Source organism: Ruegeria sp. HKCCD8929 (assembly GCF_013031405.1).
GTDB lineage: Bacteria > Pseudomonadota > Alphaproteobacteria > Rhodobacterales > Rhodobacteraceae > Ruegeria.
The window spans coordinates 1-20,897 of sequence record NZ_WPZY01000026.1; the positions used below are offsets into that span (position 1 = coordinate 1).

At 58.0% G+C, this 20,897-nt stretch carries 17 protein-coding genes, 1 tRNA gene and 3 pseudogenes; 11 read left to right on the forward strand and 10 right to left on the reverse strand.

All coding sequences use genetic code 11. The features are described 5' to 3' along the window. Window positions 1–255 precede the first annotated feature (255 nt). The 6 genes from GOX53_RS23190 to GOX53_RS23215 form a co-directional block, all read right to left on the reverse strand. Entirely contained in the window at window positions 256–1,068 is an 813-nt protein-coding gene (locus GOX53_RS23190; RefSeq protein WP_171180638.1) for a sulfite exporter TauE/SafE family protein, read from the reverse strand. A 38-nt stretch (window positions 1,069–1,106) separates the two neighbouring features. Continuing rightward, a complete protein-coding gene (locus GOX53_RS23195; protein WP_171180640.1) occupies window positions 1,107–1,538 on the reverse strand; it encodes a universal stress protein in 432 nt (143 codons plus the stop codon). Between the two features lie 4 nt (window positions 1,539–1,542). Beyond that, entirely contained in the window at window positions 1,543–2,850 is a 1,308-nt protein-coding gene (locus tag GOX53_RS23200) for a TRAP transporter large permease (protein WP_171180642.1), read from the reverse strand. Between the two features lie 3 nt (window positions 2,851–2,853). Then, window positions 2,854–3,381: a TRAP transporter small permease gene (locus GOX53_RS23205; protein WP_171180644.1), complete on the reverse strand. Its 528-nt coding sequence runs from the start codon at window positions 3,379–3,381 to the stop codon at window positions 2,854–2,856. Between the two features lie 66 nt (window positions 3,382–3,447). Next, window positions 3,448–4,431 (reverse strand): TRAP transporter substrate-binding protein, encoded by a 984-nt coding sequence (locus GOX53_RS23210; RefSeq protein WP_171180646.1) that lies wholly within the window; start codon window positions 4,429–4,431, stop codon window positions 3,448–3,450. Between the two features lie 29 nt (window positions 4,432–4,460). Next, the gene (locus tag GOX53_RS23215) at window positions 4,461–5,654 is read right to left on the reverse strand and encodes a Xaa-Pro peptidase family protein (RefSeq protein WP_171180647.1); all 1,194 of its coding nucleotides are present in this window, start codon (window positions 5,652–5,654) and stop codon (window positions 4,461–4,463) included. A gap of 96 nt (window positions 5,655–5,750) precedes the next feature. On the opposite strand from GOX53_RS23215, the gene GOX53_RS23220 reads away from it, so the two are divergent. The 8 genes and pseudogenes from GOX53_RS23220 to GOX53_RS23255 all read left to right on the forward strand — a co-directional run bounded on the left by GOX53_RS23220 (window position 5,751) and on the right by GOX53_RS23255 (window position 13,812). Continuing rightward, on the forward strand, window positions 5,751–6,674 hold the full coding sequence (locus GOX53_RS23220) for a LysR substrate-binding domain-containing protein (RefSeq protein ID WP_171180648.1): 924 nt from the start codon (window positions 5,751–5,753) through the stop codon (window positions 6,672–6,674). 475 nt (window positions 6,675–7,149) lie between these two features. Then, window positions 7,150–7,900, forward strand: a pseudogene (locus tag GOX53_RS23230) (IS6 family transposase). Next, window positions 7,897–8,172 (forward strand): hypothetical protein, encoded by a 276-nt coding sequence (locus tag GOX53_RS23235; protein ID WP_254446715.1) that lies wholly within the window; start codon window positions 7,897–7,899, stop codon window positions 8,170–8,172. Before GOX53_RS23230 ends, GOX53_RS23235 begins: the two are co-directional and overlap by 4 nt. A gap of 15 nt (window positions 8,173–8,187) precedes the next feature. Next, window positions 8,188–8,517: pseudogene (locus GOX53_RS29910) on the forward strand (DDE-type integrase/transposase/recombinase); the annotation flags it as partial. Continuing rightward, window positions 8,505–8,666, forward strand: a pseudogene (locus GOX53_RS23240) (FAD-linked oxidase C-terminal domain-containing protein); the annotation flags it as partial. The pseudogenes GOX53_RS29910 and GOX53_RS23240, both read left to right, overlap by 13 nt. A gap of 462 nt (window positions 8,667–9,128) precedes the next feature. Further along, window positions 9,129–12,191, forward strand: a complete 3,063-nt coding sequence (locus GOX53_RS23245; protein ID WP_171180650.1) for an autotransporter outer membrane beta-barrel domain-containing protein — start codon at window positions 9,129–9,131, stop codon at window positions 12,189–12,191. Continuing rightward, window positions 12,192–12,689, forward strand: a complete 498-nt coding sequence (locus GOX53_RS23250; RefSeq protein WP_171180651.1) for an invasion associated locus B family protein — start codon at window positions 12,192–12,194, stop codon at window positions 12,687–12,689. A gap of 16 nt (window positions 12,690–12,705) precedes the next feature. Then, on the forward strand, window positions 12,706–13,812 hold the full coding sequence (locus tag GOX53_RS23255) for a TIGR03032 family protein (protein ID WP_171180652.1): 1,107 nt from the start codon (window positions 12,706–12,708) through the stop codon (window positions 13,810–13,812). Window positions 13,813–13,962: 150 nt separating this feature from the next. On the opposite strand, the gene GOX53_RS23260 is transcribed toward GOX53_RS23255, so the two are convergent. Continuing rightward, window positions 13,963–15,984: a Hint domain-containing protein gene (locus GOX53_RS23260; protein WP_171180653.1), complete on the reverse strand. Its 2,022-nt coding sequence runs from the start codon at window positions 15,982–15,984 to the stop codon at window positions 13,963–13,965. A 520-nt stretch (window positions 15,985–16,504) separates the two neighbouring features. On the opposite strand from GOX53_RS23260, the gene GOX53_RS23265 reads away from it, so the two are divergent. Next, window positions 16,505–16,580: transfer RNA gene (locus GOX53_RS23265), tRNA-Thr, on the forward strand. A gap of 645 nt (window positions 16,581–17,225) precedes the next feature. On the opposite strand, the gene GOX53_RS23270 is transcribed toward GOX53_RS23265, so the two are convergent. Both GOX53_RS23270 and GOX53_RS23275 read right to left on the reverse strand, forming a co-directional pair. Beyond that, window positions 17,226–17,840 carry an isochorismatase family protein gene (locus tag GOX53_RS23270; protein WP_171180655.1) on the reverse strand — a complete coding sequence of 205 codons (615 nt, stop codon included), beginning with the start codon at window positions 17,838–17,840 and terminating at the stop codon, window positions 17,226–17,228. A gap of 728 nt (window positions 17,841–18,568) precedes the next feature. Next, complete coding sequence (locus tag GOX53_RS23275) at window positions 18,569–19,060, reverse strand: hypothetical protein (RefSeq protein ID WP_171180656.1); 492 nt, start codon at window positions 19,058–19,060, stop codon at window positions 18,569–18,571. Window positions 19,061–19,166: 106 nt separating this feature from the next. Between GOX53_RS23275 and GOX53_RS23280 the strand changes: the two genes are divergently transcribed. Next, window positions 19,167–19,397, forward strand: a complete 231-nt coding sequence (locus tag GOX53_RS23280) for a helix-turn-helix transcriptional regulator (RefSeq protein ID WP_171180658.1) — start codon at window positions 19,167–19,169, stop codon at window positions 19,395–19,397. A gap of 321 nt (window positions 19,398–19,718) precedes the next feature. Further along, complete coding sequence (locus tag GOX53_RS23285; protein ID WP_171180660.1) at window positions 19,719–19,964, forward strand: hypothetical protein; 246 nt, start codon at window positions 19,719–19,721, stop codon at window positions 19,962–19,964. A gap of 570 nt (window positions 19,965–20,534) precedes the next feature. Here the strand turns inward: GOX53_RS23285 and GOX53_RS23290 are convergent. Next, a complete protein-coding gene (locus tag GOX53_RS23290; protein ID WP_171180662.1) occupies window positions 20,535–20,894 on the reverse strand; it encodes a hypothetical protein in 360 nt (119 codons plus the stop codon). Window positions 20,895–20,897: the final 3 nt, after the last annotated feature.

The window sequence follows — 20,897 nt, forward strand, 5'->3', positions numbered from 1 at the left end:
GTTTTCCGAGCCGTGAATCACGCAGAGCAGCGAAAATCAATGCATCCTGACCCTAAGGAACTGCGCTGCGGCGACCAAAGCGGTTGTGAATGGCAGTATTGGGCCGGACGGGAGTGAGCCTTTAGAACAAACACTGCGTTTTCTTCTAATGAAGGTGGGTCCTGTTATGGCAGACATTGCAACGTACAAGGACTGTTTGCGACTTCCTTTAACGATGAAAACCGAGCGGTCACCAACACAAATGGCTTCATTTGATCAGGCGATGACATCAGTCATCATTCTGACGATGACGACCAGAAGAAAGATACCAAATGTAATCTCCAGCCTGCGGGGTGACAAGTTGTGCGCGAAACGTGCGCCATAGGGTGCCGCCAGCATCGAAAATGGTGTGACCAGCGCGGCACCCAACAGGTGAACATAGCCCAACGTCCAGGGTGGCAGTGTAGCCAGCCCCCAGCCAGCATATGCGTAACCCAATGTCGCCGGGATCGCGATCAGCACTCCCAGACCCGCCGAGGTCGCTACCGCCTGATGGATCGGCTGACCGAAGCTGGTCATGAACAGGTTGTTGAGATTGCCTCCTCCGATCCCCATGAACGTGGACAGAAACCCGATGCCAAAACCTACGCCGTTGGTGACTGGCCTTGGCGGCAGGTGGTCGGCCAGCGTCCAGCTTGCCCGATTGAACAGCATCTTGATCGCGATGATCAGTGCGATGGCAGCGAAAACGGCACGCAGTACGTCGCCGGACACGCCGCCGACAATCAGCGACGCAATCACAACGCCGAACGGGACCCAGAAAACCCATGCCCGCAACAAATCCGCATTCCCGGCACCCTTGCTGCGGTGTGAGCGATAAGACCGCACAGCCGTGGGAATGATGATAGCTAGCGAAGTTCCCACCGCCATATGGGCAACGACGTCCGGGTTTATACCAAGATAGGGGAAAACGGTGATCAGGATCGGAACCAGGATCGCCCCTCCACCGATGCCGAACAGCCCGGCCAGGAACCCCGACAATACACCGGCCAGACCGAGACCTGCGGCAAGGATGAGCAACTCAGTCATTCAGGTCGATCAGGATAGATTTGGTACAGGAACACAGGTCACCCTTTGTCGCGCACAACAAGGACGGAGCAATCAGCATGACGCACGATGCGGGCTGCCTTGGGACCAATCAGATAGTCACGCAAATCGCGGCTCTGTGAGCCGACGACGATGAGGTCGGCGCCCATTTCGCGAGCCGCGTCCAGTACCTTGACATACACATTTCCGCTGCGGAGGTGGAAATGCACGTCCGTACCCTCGGGAAGATCAGCAGCCAGGGACTCCAGCGTCTTGTGGCTTTCTGCCCGATGGGCGTCTTCAAACCCCTCGGGAATAAACTGTGCGAGGGGACTGAGGGCCTTTTGTTCCGGCACCACATGCATCAGATGCACCCGTATGCCCGGCGTGGCCAGCCCTCGCACTTCCGGCAAAAGCTGCTGCCAGCAGTCCTCGTCCAGTATGTCTATGGCGATCAAAATCTGGCGGGGCATCGCACTACCCTTTCGATGTAAGGTATTCGGGCAGCCATAGTGCAAGCTGCGGGAACAACGTCAGTAAGACCACGCCCACCACCATCAGCAGGAACATTGGCAGGGCCGAGCGCGCGATAAAGCCCAGATCGCGGCCGGTCATGCTCTGTACCAGAAAGAGATTGAAGCCCACTGGCGGTGTGATCATGGCCATCTCGGCGACCAGTACCACGAAGATGCCAAACCAGATCATGTCGATACCTGCGCCGCGCACCAAAGGTTCGACAACCGCCATCGTCAACACGATCGAGGAAATCCCGTCAAGGAAGAACCCAAGCACCACATAGAACACAGTGAGCGCGGCGATCAGCATCCAGGGGCTCAGCCCCATGCCGCCGATCCACTCGGCCAGCGCGCGCGGCAGTCCGGTGAACCCCATTGCCAGAGTCAGAAAGGCCGACCCGGCCACCAGCAACATGATCATCGCGGTGGTCTTGGTCGCTCCCATCAACCCGTCGACAAAGCTTTGCCAGCTCAGGGACCGCTCAAGGGTGGAGAGCAGCAGCGCCCCCAATACGCCCAGCACCGCCGCCTCGGTTGGCGAGGCGATGCCCGCGTAGATCGAACCGATCACAATCAAAATTAGCCCGACGACGGGCGCCAGTTTGAGTATGCCCTGCCCACGTTCAGTCCACGAGGCACGAGTTTCGCGCATGGCGCGGCCTTCGGAATTCAGCAACCCCCAGACGATGATGTAACCCATGAACAGGACGGCAAGCATCAGCCCGGGGAAAATCCCCGCCATGAACAGGCGCGTTATCGATTCCTGTGCCGTCACGCCGTAAACAATCATGATGATCGAAGGCGGGATCAGTAGCCCAAGGGTCGAGGCGCCTGCCAGTGTTCCATAGGCCATTTTGTCGGGATAGCCGCGTTTTTTAAGTTCGGGCACGGTGATCTTGCCGATGGTCGCCAGCGTCGCGGCGGAAGAGCCCGAGATGGCGGCAAACGTGGCGCAACCCACGATATTCACGTGGATCAGGCCACCCGGCAGATGCCGCATCAGCGGCGACAGCCCGTTGAATAGCCCCTGCGAGAGCCGGGATCGGAACAGAATTTCCCCCATCCAGATGAACAGCGGCAGCGAAGCAAGCCCCCACAGCGCAGAGTGGCTCCAGACAGTGGTGGCCAGGGCATCGCCAACCGGACGCGAGGTATACAGCGCCATTGCAATGAACCCGACTCCCATCAGGGCCAACCCGATCCAGACACCCAAGGCCAACAGACCCAGAAGGGCGACAATCATCAAAACTGCAAGCGTTGTCTCGGCCATGGTTCATTCCCAGCTTTCGGATTTGTGCTCGGCCGCAAGGCCCTGCAGGTCGCGCCTGATCACCGCCCGGACCAGTGCCAGCACCAGAACGACGGCAAACAGGCAGAATCCAAAGGCAAACGGCGCCTGCGGAATCCAGACAAGAACCTCGTCCGAGCCATCACTGCGGTCTTCGTAGAGCCACGAGGTGTGGGTCATGCGAACAAGGTAGTAAGCCAGATAACAAGTCATCGCCGCGGAAATGGCCAGGATCAAAACCTCGACCAAGTATCGTGGGCCCGAGGGTAGGTGATCGACGATCATCTCAACCCGGATATGGCCGTGCTGCCCAAAGGTGTAAGCCATACCCATGGCTCCGGCACAGGCCAGGCAGTAGGCCGCATAGTCGGTGAGGCCCGGGACGTAGATTCCAAGCGCGCGGCTTACAACACTGGTGATCACCAGCCCGGTCAGAATGAGGATCGCCAAAGCGGCCAGGGCGCCGCAGGCGCGGCTGATAATTGCGATGACTTGTCCGATCAGTTCCTGCATGAAACCTCCGACCTTTTGAGCAGGGCGATCCATACCGCCCCGCCAGTTGGTTTCGTGAATGGGTTGCTATTTCGCCGCTTGATAAGCCTTGAGCGCTGCCGCCCCGGCTTCACCGGCATTGTCCGCCCATTCTTGAGCCATGGTGATGCCGATTTCCTGGAACGACGCCGCAAGCTGGGCCGAGGGTTCGGCCACGGTCATGCCGTTTTCCGCCATGGTCTTGTTGTAGCCTTCCGTCACATCGGCGACGGCTGCCCAGACATCGGCTTCGGCCTTGGCGGCGGCATCCATGACCACTTTCTGCGTGGCTTCGTCCAGACCGTTCCAGGCGTCCAGATTGACGATTACAGCGCTTTTCGGCATCCATGCGTTCACGGTGTAGAAATGATCCACATAATCCCACATCTTCTGGAACACACCGATCGCGCCTGAGCCCATCATGCTGTCAGCGACACCGGTCGAGAAGGCCTGGCTGATCTCAGTTGCCTCGGTCTTAGTAGGTGTGGCCCCCATCAGCACCGCCAGCCGCGATGTGTTGGCATCCGCAGCGCGGAACTTGGAGCCCTCCATATCTTCCATCGAAGTGATGGGATTGGACGAAAAAAGCCCCTGCGGCGGCCAAACCGGCATAAACAGGAGTTTCATGCCACGCTCTTCCAACGCCGCTTCGATTGCGGGTCTCGACGCCTGATAAAGCCCCCATGCCTCATCGAAGTTGGTGGCGACAAACGGGACCGTGTCCAGACCGAAAATCGGGTCTTCCTTGGCGTGGGCGCCCATGTAGCGCCCGCCAATCGGGACCTGTCCGGAGCGAACAGCTCGCAGGATCTCGGACCCTTTGTAAAGCGAGCCAGCCGGGTGCACGACGATCTCCAGCGCGCCGCCGGACTGAGCGGTGACGTCCTCGGCAAAGGCGATATAGGCCTGCGAGATGAAATTCTTGCCCGAATAGGCGGCGGGCATGTCCCATTTTTCGCCCGCATGTGCCAAGGTCGCGGCCGAGGAAACCGCAAGGGCGGCGGCACCGGTTTTCAGGATGGTTCGAAACATGTTGGTCTCCCTCTGGTCTTCATGTTTGCTCAGTCCACGATCACCAGATCGCGGGGATACTGCGTCAACACCTCACAGCCGGTTGCCGTGACGCGGACGCTGTCGCTTATGGCCATGCCAAAATCCTCGCGGAACATGGTCGGAATGATGTGAAAGGTCATGTTCTCTTCGATCACCATCGGATCATCGGGGCGGATGGCGTAGATATGCCCCTCGGCCCAGTTGGGCGGAAAGCCGATGCCGATTCCATAGGCGACGCGGCTTTTGAAGTATTTACCCAACCCCAGTTTCTCGATTCCAGCACGGCAGCGGTGGTCGATTGCCCCGGCCGTTTCACCGGGCTTGATGGTCTCGATGGCGGTTTCGAGAATGCCCGTCAGGGCCTCGGCGGTGGCCTTTTGTTCATCGGTGGGTTTGCCGACAACCGCCGAACGCGCCATCATCACGTGATAGCGGTCGATGCAGCCCGCACCCTCCAGCAGCACAACATCGCCGCGCTCGATAACCTTGCGTTTCCACAAGGCAAAACACAGCGCAGAGCGCTTGCCGCTGACCACCATGGGCGGGTGTCCGATATATTCGCTGCCCGCCGCGATCGACCCCTGATACAGAGCCGCCGCAACGTCGTTGTCCCTGCGCCCGGGCGCGATGGTCTTCAGGGCCGCATCCATGCCTGCCTCAACGGCCCGCGCGGCTTGCCGCATCCGGGCGATCTGCGCCGGTGCCTTGACCCGGCGCTGACGTTCGATGACCCCGTCCCAATCGCTGAAAGTGACGGAGGACATTTCCAGCAGGCGGCGATAGTCGCGCACATTCAGATAGCGCGAACTGGTTTCCAGCCCGACCCGGTCCGATCCGAACCGGCTCAGAAACGCACACAGAACTTCAACATGATCCTGCGTGTCGAACACCGCCTCGACGCAGCCGATGGTTGGCAGCGCCAATGCCATGTCGCGATTGACCACCCGGGTGATGACTGTGGGCAGCCCCTTTGCGGGGACGAACATGCATTGGAAGGTAAAGTACCCAATGGTCTGAAAGCCGGTCAGCCAAAACATATTTTCAGGATCGAACAAAAGGGCTCCACGCAGACCCTGTTCCGACAGGTTCGCCTGGACCATGGCCAGCCGTCCGGTGAGTTCAGCCGCTTCAAACGCCAGTTCATCGGGCCAGTGGCCGGATGTCTGGGCCGGTACGGACAATTCCTGGGCAAGCTCATGCATGAGAGTTTTCGCGTATCATCGGAGTTGCCTGGCAGCTTGCGACTCTTTAGGTATAATCTCAAATAACTTCTTGTTCGACCAAACTGAGAAAAAGTTATGAACGCACGACAAGTCGAGATATTCCGTCTGGTTATGCTGACCGGGTCGGTGACCGAAACCGCCAAACGTCTGCATGTCAGCCAGCCCGCCATCAGCAAACAGATGCGCCTGCTCGAAGATAACGTGGGTTTCACTCTCTTCCGCCGGAGTGGAAACCGGCTGCATCCTACGGATGAGGCGATGGCGCTGTTTGAGCAGGTCGAAATGCTCTACCGCGGTCTCGATCAACTGGATCGGTTTGCCGAAGACCTGCGTGAAAGCCGGCGGGGAATGCTGAGTGTGGCCACCATGCCGCTGTTGTCCCAGGGTTGGCTACCGCGCACCGTGGCCGATTTTCTGCGTGACCGGCCGGATGTGTCGCTCTCGCTGGTGGCGCGCAGCACCGACTGGATTGCCAGATCGGTTGCCGCCGGACGCTCCGATCTTGGTTTGGGCCTGTTTCGCAAGGATGAACTTGGCGTTATTCAGACACCGCTCTTACAATTGCCGCTGGTCTGCGTATGTCCGCGCGGACATCCCCTGGGCGCCCGGAAGCGTATCGAGATCGAAGATCTGGCGGGTCACGACCTTATCGCGCCGTCCAATTTTGACCCGCTGCATCTTGCTTTGCCGCAGCCTCTGGCGCAGCTAATCTCGGCCCAGAAACGCAGGTTGGAGGTGTTTACAACTCAGACGGCGCTGGAACTGGCGATGAACGGGGCCGGGGTCGCCATCGTTGACGTCATGACGGCGCTGGAACGCCCGTCCGACACCGTCTGTGTTCGGCCAATAGGACAAAATATCGCGTTCAACATTGTGATCATGGCGCCCCGGCACAGATCGCATTCGCGGTTGGTCCAGGCCATGCAACGGCAACTGGTCGCCGACGCACTCGCCGCACAAGAGAGGGCGTTCCGGTTTGTGGCCGAATGTGAGTCATAATAAAAGTTAAGATTGGACTGTACTATTGTTATTATTTCTCATTATCTTCTGGGCCTAATATCTGCTGCCAGCGGAAAGGAAGTGACATGGAGTTTACCACCCGGTCCGACATCACCGGCCATTTAAGCATTGCGGCGTCAACCCATTGGCTCGCCAGTCAGACCGCGATGCGGATGCTGGAAATCTGAGGCAACGCATTTGATGCGGCCGTTTGTGGGTGGCTTGGTTCAGCAAGTGGCCGAACTGCATCTAAACGGCCATCTGGGTGAGGTTTCGATCCTGATGCTTCACGCCTCAAGCCGCGCGATGCGCGGCTTCAGTTCAACCCACTAGCCGGCTCGTTCTACCCTCGTAACGCCGAGCTTGAGCACATGAAGATCGAAGACCGCGCCGGTCAGCCCTGATTGCTGCTCTGACCGAGCATGACCGGCATTGCCAGGTTGTTCCCCGCCAATGCCTAGGCTAACCGACGCGGATGAAGAGACCGATGACCATGCCACGCCTGAAGGGCTTCCGTTTTCCTCGTGAAATCATCGTCTACGCGGTTTGGGCGTATCACCGGTTCGCGCTCAGCACGGCTGACGTTGAGGATCTGCTCGATGAGCGTGGCGTGACAGTCAGTCGGGAAAGTGTCAGGCAATGGATCAACCGTTTTGGCCGCCATTTCGCCGATTGCATCAGGTGCGACCGGTCTGCGGTTGCAGACAAGTGGCACCTGGACGAGGCTGTCATCTCGATGGGCAGTGAAAGGTATTGGCTCTTGCGAGCGGTTGATGCCAATGGCAACGTGCTCGACATCCCGGTGCAGAGGTAACGCAATGCGAAAGCCGCCAGGCGTTTTCTGAAGCGACTGATCGGCCGGTTCGGCGAACCGCGTGTCATCGTCACCCCCTGTCGTGACATTGCTACGCAATGCACTGTCGGGCAGTGGACAAGCTGCGCAGCTACGTCAAGCCGATCAGAGAACTATGTCCGGACGCCGACCACCGGGCGCACAGGGGTTGAACAATGGGGCTGAAGGATCGCACCGGCCGACCCGAAAACGCGAGAAGCTGATGGGCCGCTTCAAATCTCCGAGACAGGCGCAAAGGTTCCCATCCGCTTACGACCCGATCAACACCATGTTCCGACCCGGCCGCTATCGCCTCTCCGCCATCTCCTACCACCACGCCCGATCGGATGCGCACGATTTTTTGAATGACTATGCCCTAGAGTTGACCGCTTGACCGCGCCGTCCACGGCTCTTTTCAACCGCGGGCAATCAACTTGGCAATGCCGTACCAAGCTGAATGGTGGCAAGATCCTCGACTATCCGCATCTCTGGCGCTGGCTTTGCCGTGTTTATGCTATGCCGGGTGTGGCAGACAGCAACTCACTGGATCACTGTCGGCAAGGATACTTTGGCCGAAGCTGGAACGGTGTTATCCCTCTGGGCCCGTTCAAACTCATGAAGTATCCCGAGGCTTACAAGCACCCGGATCTGGCAAATCTGCATTAAAAGAAAGGCGCACATCTGCCGCTAGAAGCGATCCTGGGCGATGTTCTTCCATCCAAGATGTCCAGTGTTGAGCCGGGGTTGGGAAGAAATCCTGGCGGAGCGGGGCGTGCGAGTTGATATTGTTACGCTCAACCGTTGGATTGCCGAATATGCTCCGCTGGTTGCCAGCAAGGCATGCCGTCGGAAGCAGAGCCGCGACCTTTTCTGGCGGATGGACGAAACGCACGTCAAAGTGAAGGGCGAGTGGTGTCTCTTTGCCACGCGGTCGACAAATACGACAAGACGCTGGATTTCATGCTCTCGAAGCGCAGAAACAAAGCAGCGACAACGAAGGCACGTTCTCGGCAGAACTTTCGATTGGTCAGGCGAAAACGGACGATTTCGAGCGTTACGCAGATCCGGCAAAGCTCTCTGCCACGGTGGCGACCAAGGCTGCTTTGGATTCGAGTGGCATCATGAACCCCGGAGCGGTCTTGTCAGACGGCTCACTCTGATTTTGCGGTCCGGGATTGGTTTATCCCGCCAAGCATATCGGTTGGACTGTTGTGCGGCAGTCGTGCGCCCTAGTGGCCGCCATCCCGCAAAACGACTGAGCCGCCGCTCTGCAGTAGCGTCATTCGGCAACAATTACTGGGGTTCGTCCTAGATGCGACTAGGAAAAATTTGTCATTAACTATATCAAGAAGGGGTACGATCATTTTCTTGTTGTTATCACTGTGCCCAGATCAAAATCCGAGTCAGCCTTTCGTTGTAAGGCCCACCTTTTACTCTCCTCTTCGCTGGCGATCACCGTTGCGGCCGGTTACGGGCGCAGCGCTTATGGTGGAAGTTGCACCGCCACAGGTCCGGGAACGTATGAGTGTTCGGGCGCAGCCTCGCCGGGGGATGCAACCGTCTCGATTTCGACTGGGGCCACGCCGCTGGCGGTCACGACGCAGGCAGGGTTTGGTCACACCGTGTCAGCGGGCAGCGCCTTCACCCTTGAGGCCTCGAGCGGTCTGGCATTCACGGACGGCAACGCCGCGACGATTTCGGGTGCTGACAGGGGCATCTCTGCCACGAACAACAGCGCCGGTGCTTTGACGATCACTACAACGGGGGACGTCTCGGGCGGGACCGGCGCGGGGATTTTTGCGCGCAACTCCGGCACGGAGCTGACGATTTCGGCGGCTTCGGTCAGCAGCACCGATCAGGATGCCATCAACGCCCAGAACACCGGAACCGGGTCCATGTCCGTCACCGCGACGGGGGCTGTCACGTCTACCAACCGATTTGGTCTGTTCGCGCGCAACTACGGGACGGATCTGAACATCTCTGCCGCGGACGTGTCCGGGGGACAGATCGGTATTCTGACCCGAAACAGGGGAAGCGGCGCGCTGACTTTAACAACGACCGGCGCGGTTTCGGGCGGCAGCTCTGACGGGATCATTGCCTTTAACCACGGCACGGGCATGACGATCACCACCGCTGCGGTCAGCGGAGGCGTAAACGGGATTTTTGCCCAAAACGAAGGCACGGGCGCTCTGTCGATTTCTTCGACGGGAACGGTGTCAGGCACTTCCACGGACGGGATCTACGCCCGCAACACGGCGGCCGGCACCGATCTGACAATCTCGGCGGTGGATGTCAGTGGGGGCGACCAGGGTGTTTTTGCGGAAAACCTTGGCTCTGGCGCATTGACGATCACAACGACGGGGACTGCTGCCGGGACGGCGGGCAGCGGGATCTTCGCGCGCAATTCCGGCACCGATCTGACGATCACGGCGGCCACGGTCACCAGCACCGATCAGGATGCCATCAACGCCCAGAATTCCGGCAGCGGATCGCTGTCCGTTACGGCCACCGGGGCCGTTACCTCTACCAACCGATTTGGACTGTTCGCACGCAACTACGGTACGGATCTGAGCGTTTCCGCCACCGATGTGTCCGGAGGTCAGATCGGAATACTGGCCCGAAACAGGGGAACTGGCGCCCTGTCGGTCACAACGACCGGCGCGGTTTCCGGAGGCACCTCAGACGGGATCATCGCACTAAATGACGGCACAGATCTGACGGTTACCACCGGCGATGTCGCCGGTGCGGAGGATGGGATCGACGCGCGGAACTATGGGTCAGGCGTGCTCTCCGTGACCACATCCGGCGCTGTTCGCGGCGGGACGGGCGCCGGGATCGCGACGCAAGGCAATACTGGCGCGACCACCCTGATCACTCTGAACGCGGGGAGCGACGTCAGTTCGACGTCAGGCGTGGCCATCACAAACGATGCCGATGATGCAACGGTCACCGTGAACACCGGGGCCGTGGTAAGCGGGGCCATCCAACTGGGGGATGGCAGCGATCTTCTGAACTTTGCCGGGGGCGATTTCAGCGGCGTGACCAGTTTTGACGGCGGCGATGACAGTTCGAGCGGCGATGGGTTCGTGGATACTCTGCGCTTTGCCTCAAGCGGCGCGATCAACGGGGCGAGCGTGACCAATTTCGAGCGCTTCGAGGTCGTCAGCGGTGGAGTTCTGACCCTCAGCGACAACACGCTGGCCGTCGGTGATGGCAGTTCCGGGACCGGGATATTCACTCAGGCGGGCGGCATCCTTCAGTTGAATTCAGGGGCAACGACCCTGACGGGCAACGTCAGCAACGGCGGGGCACTCTCGACACAGAACGGGGCGGCAGGTGATATCGTCACCATCGACGGGGATTTCACGGGCGGTGGCTCCGTCCTGCTTGACGTGTCGCTGGGGGACGACAGTTCCGCCGCCGACATGCTGGTCGTGTCCGGGGACGCATCGGGCACCACGCTGGTTTCGATCAACAATGTCGGCGGGGCCGGGGCCCAGACGATCAACGGGATCGAAATCATTCAGGTAAACGGAACCTCGACGGGCAGTTTCACCCTGGACGGCGACACCGTGAACGGCAACGGCGAACAGATCGTGACCGCTGGCCCATTTGGATACCGCCTTGTGCAGACGACCACCGGAACCCATGCCCTGTCCAGTCTGGATAGCGCCGGAAACCCGATCCTGGCCGGGGCCGGGGTCGCATCTTACGAAGCGTTGCCGACAGTGCTGATGTCGCTGAACCGCCTGCAAGGCTTCCAAAGCCGGACAAGGGCGCGTGTGCCAGTCGCTCCGGCCGAAGAAACGGTCACACGCCTGACACGGCAATTCGGAACCAGCGGCAATGTGCTGTCTTACCCGGACAGCCCGCTATGGTTTGAAATCAGCGGAACACGAAGCGACATAGTGCCGGTGTCTTCGGATGCCGGGATCACTGGCATCGACACGGATGCCTACAGGATCTCCGTGGGTGCGGATACCATTCTGTCCGACGCCGCCAACGGCACGCTCTATGGCGGGCTGAGCGTTTTCTATGGGGACGCGTCGAGCACGGTTACGACCGGCACGGCCAGCGGCAACGTCGACACGGACTCTCTGGGCCTCAATCTGAGCGCCACCTGGCTGGACACCCGCGGGTTTTATGTGGACACCCAACTTCAATACGCGCGCAATTCGAGCGACGCCAGCGACCCGTCGACCGGCTTGTCGCAGAACGACATCGAGTCAGACGAAATCTCGGCGTCGGTCGAAGTTGGTCGCCCAATCGAGGTCAAACCGGGGCTGGTTCTGATCCCACAGGCCCAACTGGCTTACAGCACGTTGAGCGTTGACGAATTCACCGGTAGCTCCGGCAATCAGGTCACATTCGATGACGCGGACAGCCTGACGGCGCGGCTGGGTGTGTCGGCAAACAAATGGTTTTCGACAAACAGCGGGACCGGGACGTATTTCGGCCTGATCAACCTGTATCAAGAGTTCGACCCCGAGACCCGGGTGACGGTTGGTGGGTTCGACTTCAACGAGCGTGTTGACGATACCGGTATTGAACTGGGATTTGGTGCCCGTATGCTGCTGAATGACAAATACGAAGTGTCCGGATCACTGAACTATCTTACAGGTCTTGAGAATGTCGGGGATAGCTATGCGCTGGAGGCCACGCTGGGCCTGCAAATACGGTTCTGAATGACCCGCAAACTCAGTGCACTCCTGTCCGTTGTCTTCCCCCTGATCGTTGCGTCGGGGCCGGTTTTTGCGCAGTCGGACAAAACCACCTCAACCCGGTTTGAGAATTGGACCGTGAATTGCGCCGAGGCAGAGGGCCAGCGGCAATGTGCAATGAGCCAGAGCCTGAACCTGCAAAACCAGCCCGGCTTGTTGTTGCGGATGGAGTTGCAGCGCGGGCCAGAGGGCGGCGCGGCAGGTGTGGTTGTGGTTCCCTTCGGCCTCGACATCACCAAGGGGATTTCGCTGTCCATCGATGGCGGGCCACGCTGGAACCTGCCGATGCGGACATGCCAGAATTTCGGCTGTGTGATTCCGATCACCGTTGGCCCGGCTATCGTCGAAGAGATGAAGCAAAGCGGCACGATACAGGTCTCGCTCTATACGCTGGACGGGGGCAAGACACTGGACGTTCCGGTGTCGCTGACCGGTTTCACAGCCGCCTTCGACGCCCTTTGAGCGGACGAGGCATGGCATGACGGACGGCACCCCACAGTCTGATGGTTCTGCCCAGCCCGCACCGAATGATCCTGCCGAGGATGCGCAGGTTGTGTATTCGGTCTCTCCGACCCTGATGGCATTTCTGGCGACGCATGATCTGTCGATCTGCCTGAGCTCGTATCAGTCTGGCCGGTTTTACATGCTTGGACGCAATCCCGAAGGCGGGATCATGATCAACGAGCAGGTTTTTGAAAAGGCGATGGGAATCGACGTCAAGGACGGGTCGATCACGCTCGCCACCCTGTTTCAGATCCATCGGTTCGAAAACGTCCTGCGCCCGGATCAGCGTATAGAGAGGTTGTTTGACGCCTGCTACGTGCCGCGCAAAAGCTACACGACCGGTGTGCTGGATGCGCATGACGTGGCCGTTACCGATGACGACCGGATCGTATTTGTAAACACGAGGTTTAACTGCCTCGCGACGATATCCGACAAGCACAGCTTTGAACCGGTCTGGACGCCTTCGTTCATCTCCAAAATCGCCGATGAAGACCGGTGTCATCTGAACGGTCTGGCGCTGGAAGGCGGCCAGCCCGCCTATGTCACCGCCGTCAGTAAATCTGACACGATCGACGGGTGGAGAGACCGCCGCCGGGGCGGTGGTCTGGTGATCGATGTTCGAACCGATCAGATCGTCTGCGAGGGCCTGTCGATGCCGCACTCGCCGCGGGTGCATCGGGGCGAGCTTTATGTGCTGGAGTCCGGTTCAGGTCGGTTGGGCCGCATCGTGCGCGATGCCGGCACCGGCGTTGGAACATTCGAGGAAATTGCCTTTTGTCCGGGTTTTGCACGTGGACTGGCGTTTCACGAGGGCTTTGCCCTGGTGGGGCTGTCAAAGCCCCGCTACGAACGGTTCGAAGGGCTGCCGCTGGACGCCAAACTCACCGAGACCGATAGCGAAGCCTGGTGCGGGCTGCAGATCATCAACTTGCAGAAAAAAGAGGTCGTCGCCTGGTTCCGGATAGATGGCACCGTTCAGGAGCTATACGACATTGCCGTCTTGCCAAAGGTTGCATGCGGCATGTCGCTGAGCTTTGTGACCGACCACATCAAATCGCTCATAACGTATGAAGGGCAGTAGGCCTGCTGGTGGCCCGTCCTCCGCGTCTGAGACAGTTCTTTCCGCCGCAAAGCTGGCAACTCAAAGAGTGCCCTGCACCTCTCAAGCTGTTCCGCGTCTTGCGGACTATATGCGATTAACGTTGGTCAATCGGCGGCCAGTTTCTCCGTGTCACGCTGCACGCAGTCGCCTTGCCTGCCTTCGCAACAGGTACTCTCTTGCAGGCGAGCCGTATTGTTCCGATGGGCAGCCTTTCTCAAACGCGACCGACCTCAACTCGGGGAACAGGCAAAGCAGCTCATCCAGAGCCGGATCCTCAAGCGAGCGGAGCGCCATCGGCCCGGGGTAGAAGGATTCCGAGATCGCGCCCTCGGCATAGATCAACTCATGCCGATCAAACATGATGTGGATGTAAGTGACACTTTCACGGGAGGTATCCACACGCGCAAACTTCCCTCCAAAAATCTCAGCGGCATGTTTGGCGCGAATAAGGTGATCCGATGCATGATCGCCCGCGATCAACCCGTGTTGCGGCGAGACCCGCATCCTACGTTTATTGCCAAAGGCGTTCTTGCGAATGATGACAGGGCGCAGATTGGGAAACCGGGCCAGCTCGATCTCGGATACGGTCCGCTGTCCGACCCATTTCACCGGCTGCAATCCGTTGTCCGCCGTAAGCACCATGTCCCCAGGGCGGATGTCCTCGACCGGAACCTCGCCACGGTCGGTCATGATCAAGGTGCCCGGAGTGTAGCACGGCACCGAGTCCCGGTAATTGAGGTCGCTGGTCGGAGGATTGGCATCAGACCCGTCCGAGGCAACGTCGTTGTCGGTGTCATCAAGAGTGAACTCACCCGTATCGGTGACGTCTGTGTCGTTGAAATCCCAGCCCGAGACGTCATCGACCGCATCCGCGATACCGTCCCCATCCGCGTCACCCGATGCATCGATAGCCCCCTGCGTGACGCCGTGACCGGCCTCATCTACATCGTCGATCCCATCGTTGTCCGAGTCGGTATCGACAACGTCGGCAGTGCCATCGCCATCGGTATCGACGGACGTCAGGCCTTCGTCGCCAGCACCCTCATAGGCATCATCCAGACCGTCCCCATCACTGTCGGTGCCGGTGGGCGCAACATAGCCGGATGTGGGCTGGGCCTCGACATTGTCGGTGATCCCGTCATTGTCGCTGTCCAGATCGAGGTGGTCAGCGATGCCGTCGCCATCGGTGTCAATGGTGGTGACAGTGGGTGTGACGTCAAACGTATGGGACGTGGACGTTCCGAAATCGGGGTTGGTGGTCGGCCCCACGACAACCGTCCCGTCCACCGTCACGGTATAGCCGGCGGGGTCATTTCCGCCCAACCCGTCACCAAAATTATCCCGGACGACAAACGTGTATTCGCCTGGATCGGACACTCTGATGGTAATGGTCTTGGACCCGCTATCAATATCCTCGTCGCTTGCAACCACGTTCCCGTCGGGATCGAGAAGCTCCCAGCGCGTGTTGTCATCGACGGCCCATTCGTCGCCATCAAAATCAATCGTGATGGTGCTGGGAGTGACGCTATAGCCTTCGTCGACGTTCAGAACGCCGTCATTGTCGGAATCCAGATCCTCATTGTCAGCAACCCCGTCACTGTCCGCGTCCGGAGGAGGAATATCGAAGGACAGGTCGCTGATGCCCGACCCGCCGCTCAGGCTGCCGTTCGGACCGGGGCCAAAGGTCAGACCAACCTGCGATACCTGTCCCGGTATGTTGACGGTGATGTCGTTTGCGTTGGTTCCCTCGGCCTCGATCACAACCTTTCCGTCAACGACGGTGACGGATTCATCGTCGACGCCGGTCAATCCCGCGATGATATCTGTGGGAGAGATCGGATCGCCATTCTCATCGAAGGCCTCGATCGTCCAGCTGTCATCATATGTCGACCCACCATCATCGTTCACATGGTTGATGGTGAAGGTCAGGTTTTCGACAGGTTGAGAGAAGTCGTAGCTGGCGGTGATTGGACTGGTGACCGAAAATGCACCGAATTCCGAGATGTTGTTGCCGCCCTGGCTCGCATCCCAGTTGCCCGTAAAGGTCCCGTTGACGGTAACGCTTTCGTCGCCATCGGTTACGACCGTACTTCCGCTCTCAGCGGTTCCTCCGGCCCCTGTGAGCCAGATTGCATTGTCCAGAATTGCCACGTTCTACTTACCTTCACGCGAACATTCGCGCCACTTGTTAACACCTTTAGGACCGACTTCCGTTCGGTCTACACCCACCCTGGTTAAGGGCTTATGACTCTGCCCGAACTTCGATACAAGAAATTTGGCAGGAATATGATTGAGGCTAAAAAACCATACTTCGCAAGGCTTTACCCGGCGTAAGGCGGTGCGATTATCACCGTATGAGGCTTGAACGTGATGAGACGGCACCGGATCTTTGCGCCGCACATGCCCACAGAAAGCGCAAGCACGGGCAGAACCAATAGGCCAAGGCGACGCATAATACTTGATGCTGATGAAGAGACCCGCCCTGATTCCGTCTTGCGCACTGAATGCCAAACGGCTATCTGATCGCTCGGCGTCGCCGCATAGGCTCTGCTGGTTCGGTAGTCGCGCCGGGGCGAACAGCTCCGTCAACGATTGACGTTTGAAGCCACTGAGTTGGGAAAAGCGAAAAGCGTCGATTGCGGTCGTAGTCAGGCCGCGAAAACAGAAGAATGCCGGTGTAGCTCAGCTGGTAGAGCACGTCATTCGTAATGATGGGGTCGTAGGTTCGAGTCCTATCACCGGCACCATTCTTCTTACAATAATATAATAAAAACAATGAATTGTGGAATTTCCGAGTAATACAATCCACCCTTGTGACCACCTTATGCGCGCCATACTACCGCACTAATGGGTCGAGAAGATTACAGATTTGTATGGCTCGCGACAAACCCCCGCAAGGTCATCTCTCTAGAGAAGCTGCTGCGTGCTGACCTCCGAAAAACCAATACCTACAGCACGCTTGTTTAGGGGTACTAACTCCCCTTGAGTGAAGGCTGAGGGCGCTTGCATTCTGGCGGCCTCGGCACCGCCTAGCGGAGTTCGACAATCGCGAGTTCTCCTACACTCGCGCAATCTACTGCTTCAGTATGGGCGCCCCAATTTCACCCGACTGTGCGACACGGCAAACCGGGTACATCACGGTCACTCACTCGACAGACCCTCTTGGGGCCAGCGGAATTTAGACGCTGGCCTCATCTTCTCTCAGGGCAATGGATTGAGGCCTGCACGCAACGATCATGGCAGCCCCTCCTTAGTCCCGCTTCGAGCCATAAGAACTGTGCCTTGCATCGGTCATGCAGCATGTTCTGGCCACGGCTGGCTTTTTCGCAGGCGCTGCCAGCAATCTTCCGAAGGGCGTCAGGCATGGGAGTGTCGGCGCCAACCAACGGTCGCTACGCGAAGATGCTGTCTAGCTCGTCAGATTTAATCAGGTTCGCGTATTTCTGATGCATATCGAAAAGATTTGCCTCGTGCGGACCCGTAGCGCGGTCCCCAACGCAATCGGCGATCACGGTGGGTCGGAAATTCGCGCTAATTGCATCGACCACGGTTGCGCGAACACATCCGCTCGTAGTCGCTCCCACAACCGCGAGCGCATCGACGTTTTTGCTTCGCAGAAGCGAGCCAAGGGCTGTGTCAAAGAAAGCTGACGGCTGAGTTTTGCGAATGACGATTTCACCACCCAGCGGTTTCAAGATGTCGATAACGTGGCTTGCAGGGTTAGACTCAGTTAGCTCACGGAGCCTTGGAGCCTTCTCGCACCAGACGCCTGCGTCAGAGCCGTCATCGGCATATACAATGCGAGTAAACACAACAGGCAGTTGTCGCTCGCGAAATGCCTTGAGCACCGGAACCGTAGCTTCGGCAGCTTCAAGAGTATTTCCACCACCGAAGATATTTGGATCAATGAAGCCGTTTACAAAGTCGACAATTACCAGGGCCGTTCGCCGCCCCTTTCCGATCAATCCACCCATTCGCTGTTTTCGATAGATATCTGTTTCGCTCATTGCTGTCTCCTTGAGCGGAAGCATATTCAGAACAGAACTGCAAATTTACCGAAGTCCGGCTGTCCGCGCGTACCTCAAGACATTCGGAACGCAGGCTCTACTATTCGTCGTATTCCATTACTACGTCGGCAAGTGTAAATCCATGAACTGCCCCAACGCTTTCCACCCAGCGCTTCAATGCGTCAAGGGTCGTAGCTCCCTGCGGGCCGTAGCATTGACTTTCCCCATTGTCAGAAGAGTGAATCTCCACACTCCCAACGTATACGCGACCTCGTTTTGCAATTGTCGCATGGGCGAATGAGCCACTTGCCTTATGAAACTGGTCAGGCATGGCGTACTATGAGGTAACTAATCCCAAAGAAGTGTACGCTTGGGGCGCATGGCCAGCAACCTTCATCACCTCGCAGACGAGGAGAACGAGTGCGGCGGAACTTTCTCATTATCGTCTGGGTTCAAATGACGGTGGGCATCGTCGTCACAATTGCGGACAGTACGCAAACCAATGCGGAAGCTAAGTGGATCGGTTTAGGTTTTTCCGACTTTGGGCGCATAGACCACTCAGCCCATTTGTTTTGGTCGATGCTAAGTTCAATACCTACACTGTTTGTCATGTTTCCCACCCTTCAACCGGTATTCTTGAATTATCATAGATTTGGAAACAGTTTACCTGAACAGAGTTGAATTCAACAAAAACGCGTCGTTCACACAGTGTTAAACTTGCTTGCTAGCTACCCGCGAGCCAGCACCAAAGGCGGGCATTGGGGGAATGAGCGGGTGTCGAACCACTTGAAGCAAGTCCCGTCCGGGTTCTGCTTGTCGCCCATGCGGATGAACGTGCCATTGGAGCCGTGCCGGATCAACGCAGCCCGAAACGCTCTCAGGTCAATGAGTTGCCAACTATTGAGCGATTGCCCATCCGGTCCAGCGTGGCCATAGAACAGCCAGTCACCGTTGCCGTTCACAATCTTGGACAGCTCGGTTTCGGCCCCAGAGGGCACCTTGGCGCGGATGGTGAACTGATGGGGGTAACGCTCTGCATAGCCGTAGCGCCTCACTCTCGCTGCAATGCGCATGTCCCTGGCGTCCAGCATCACGAGGTCGGTTGCTTGGAAGTGGTCGAGGGGATCAGGAGCGGCCCGAAGGATGTGAGTGCCGATGATGCGTTTGATCTCGGGTAGGAACTGATCCGACCAATGGCGGTTATGTGCATAGCAATTCATCAGGTTTCATCCTGCTGAGAGTTTGTTGCTGTTTGTTTCTACGGTTCAAAGAGGTATGATCCCATCGGATCAATGTGGGGAATGATCCCAAAGGATCAAGGGCAGTATGATAGGAAATCAGATTCAGGCGGCGCGCGTCCTGATTGGCTGGACACAAGCTCAGGTCGCAGAGGCGGCAGGGGTATCGGTTCCGACCGTTAAGAGGGCGGAAGGCGCCGGACGCGTTGCTGCGTCCGCTGCGGCGGTATCGGCCATATGCACAGCGCTTGAGAACGCCGGTGTAGAGTTCATCCCTGAAAACGGCGGGGGTGTGGGGGTGAGGTTAAGCAGGGAATAGGGGCGCCCAGTTGCTGAGATGTGCCTCTCCCATGTCCTTGGCGCGGAAGTACTTGGGGTAGGGAAACACGATCCACCCCCCTATGTTGGGGGGGAAGGTCGGGTAAGAATGTAGGATTCACACGGGTATTCGGCAATTAATCGCCAACAAGACAGATACTGGCTCACACGCGTTACAACGCAACATCTAGAGGTATTTCACAATATTTTTTGTATCAATGGAAAAATTGCCATCTTGTTAACACATAGTGCTATCATTTGTAGGAACACGCGCTTATGCGGCTCATACTTACGCTTAGCGCTTTTGGGGGAGATGCTCGACATGGCGACGCCTCTTGAGGTCGAAATTAAAACGTACAACGAAAAGCTCTCTGAGCTACTTGCTCACGATGGGAAGTTCGTTCTCATCAAAGATGCGGAAGTCATTGATTTCTTTGACGCCTACCAAGATGCTCTCAAGGCGGGGTATGAGAGGTTCGATGATGGAGTATTCTTGGTAAAACGTATTGCTTCATCGGAACATGTTGCATTTTTTACTCGCGACTTCGCCATCGGATGCCAAGCATAACGTTGAGTTTCGGGGCGACAGGCCCCCTTTTGCAGGTCATGGTTGGTCTCAGCGGTCCTCACCAGGATGCGTTAAAGAGGCAAGGCAAGACCCCGCCAACCCCTGTACTTGGAACCTTCTTGATTGACACTGGCGCTTCAGGAACTTGTGTTGATCCCGGGCTTGTTGCACCACTTGATCTGACGCCAACTGGCGCTGTGATGATTCAAACACCATCAACTAACGGACAACCTCATTCATGCCCCCAATACGACGTCTGTCTTATCGTCCCTAACGGAACACCGGGAGTGTCGCCGATGTTCATAGAGGCGATACCTGTCATGGAAACAACACTGCGGCCTCAAGGCATCGATGGCCTAATCGGTCGAGACTTTCTTTCTTCGTGCGTCCTCGTGTGTAATGGCCCGACAGGCATAATGACACTGTGCTACTAGGAAACGGCGAATCCAGCCTTCTGCCGTTGTCATAAAACCAAATTCACGTTCGGCCCACCTGTAAATCCCTGTATTAACAGGAGAGACCGGCCCTGCGATTGGGGCCGGTCTGTGCTGCTAACACTGCAGGGTGGTGTCACGCTCTCAGCGTTTCCGCGATCCGCTCGAACATAACCCGGTCAATGCCGTAGTTCCCGCCTGCGTATTCCTGTCCGACGACGTTGTTCTCGATGGCGAACTCGATTTGAGCGGCGATGCCATCGGGTGTTTCTGCCCGGTTGGTCATGAGCTTCATTTCCAGTTCATCAAAGCGAACCTCCCACTGATAGGCCTCCGGGGTGTCCTCGGGCTGGCTCTCCCACATCACCTTTGCGTGGCGCCATTGTTCCAGCCAAGCCCGGTGGGGGTCAGTCGTGGTTGCAGCCAGTGCGGGCAAAGAGGCCGCAGGGGCGGCACACAGGGCCGTCAGGGTAGTGCGGCGGTTCATGTTCTTCATGGG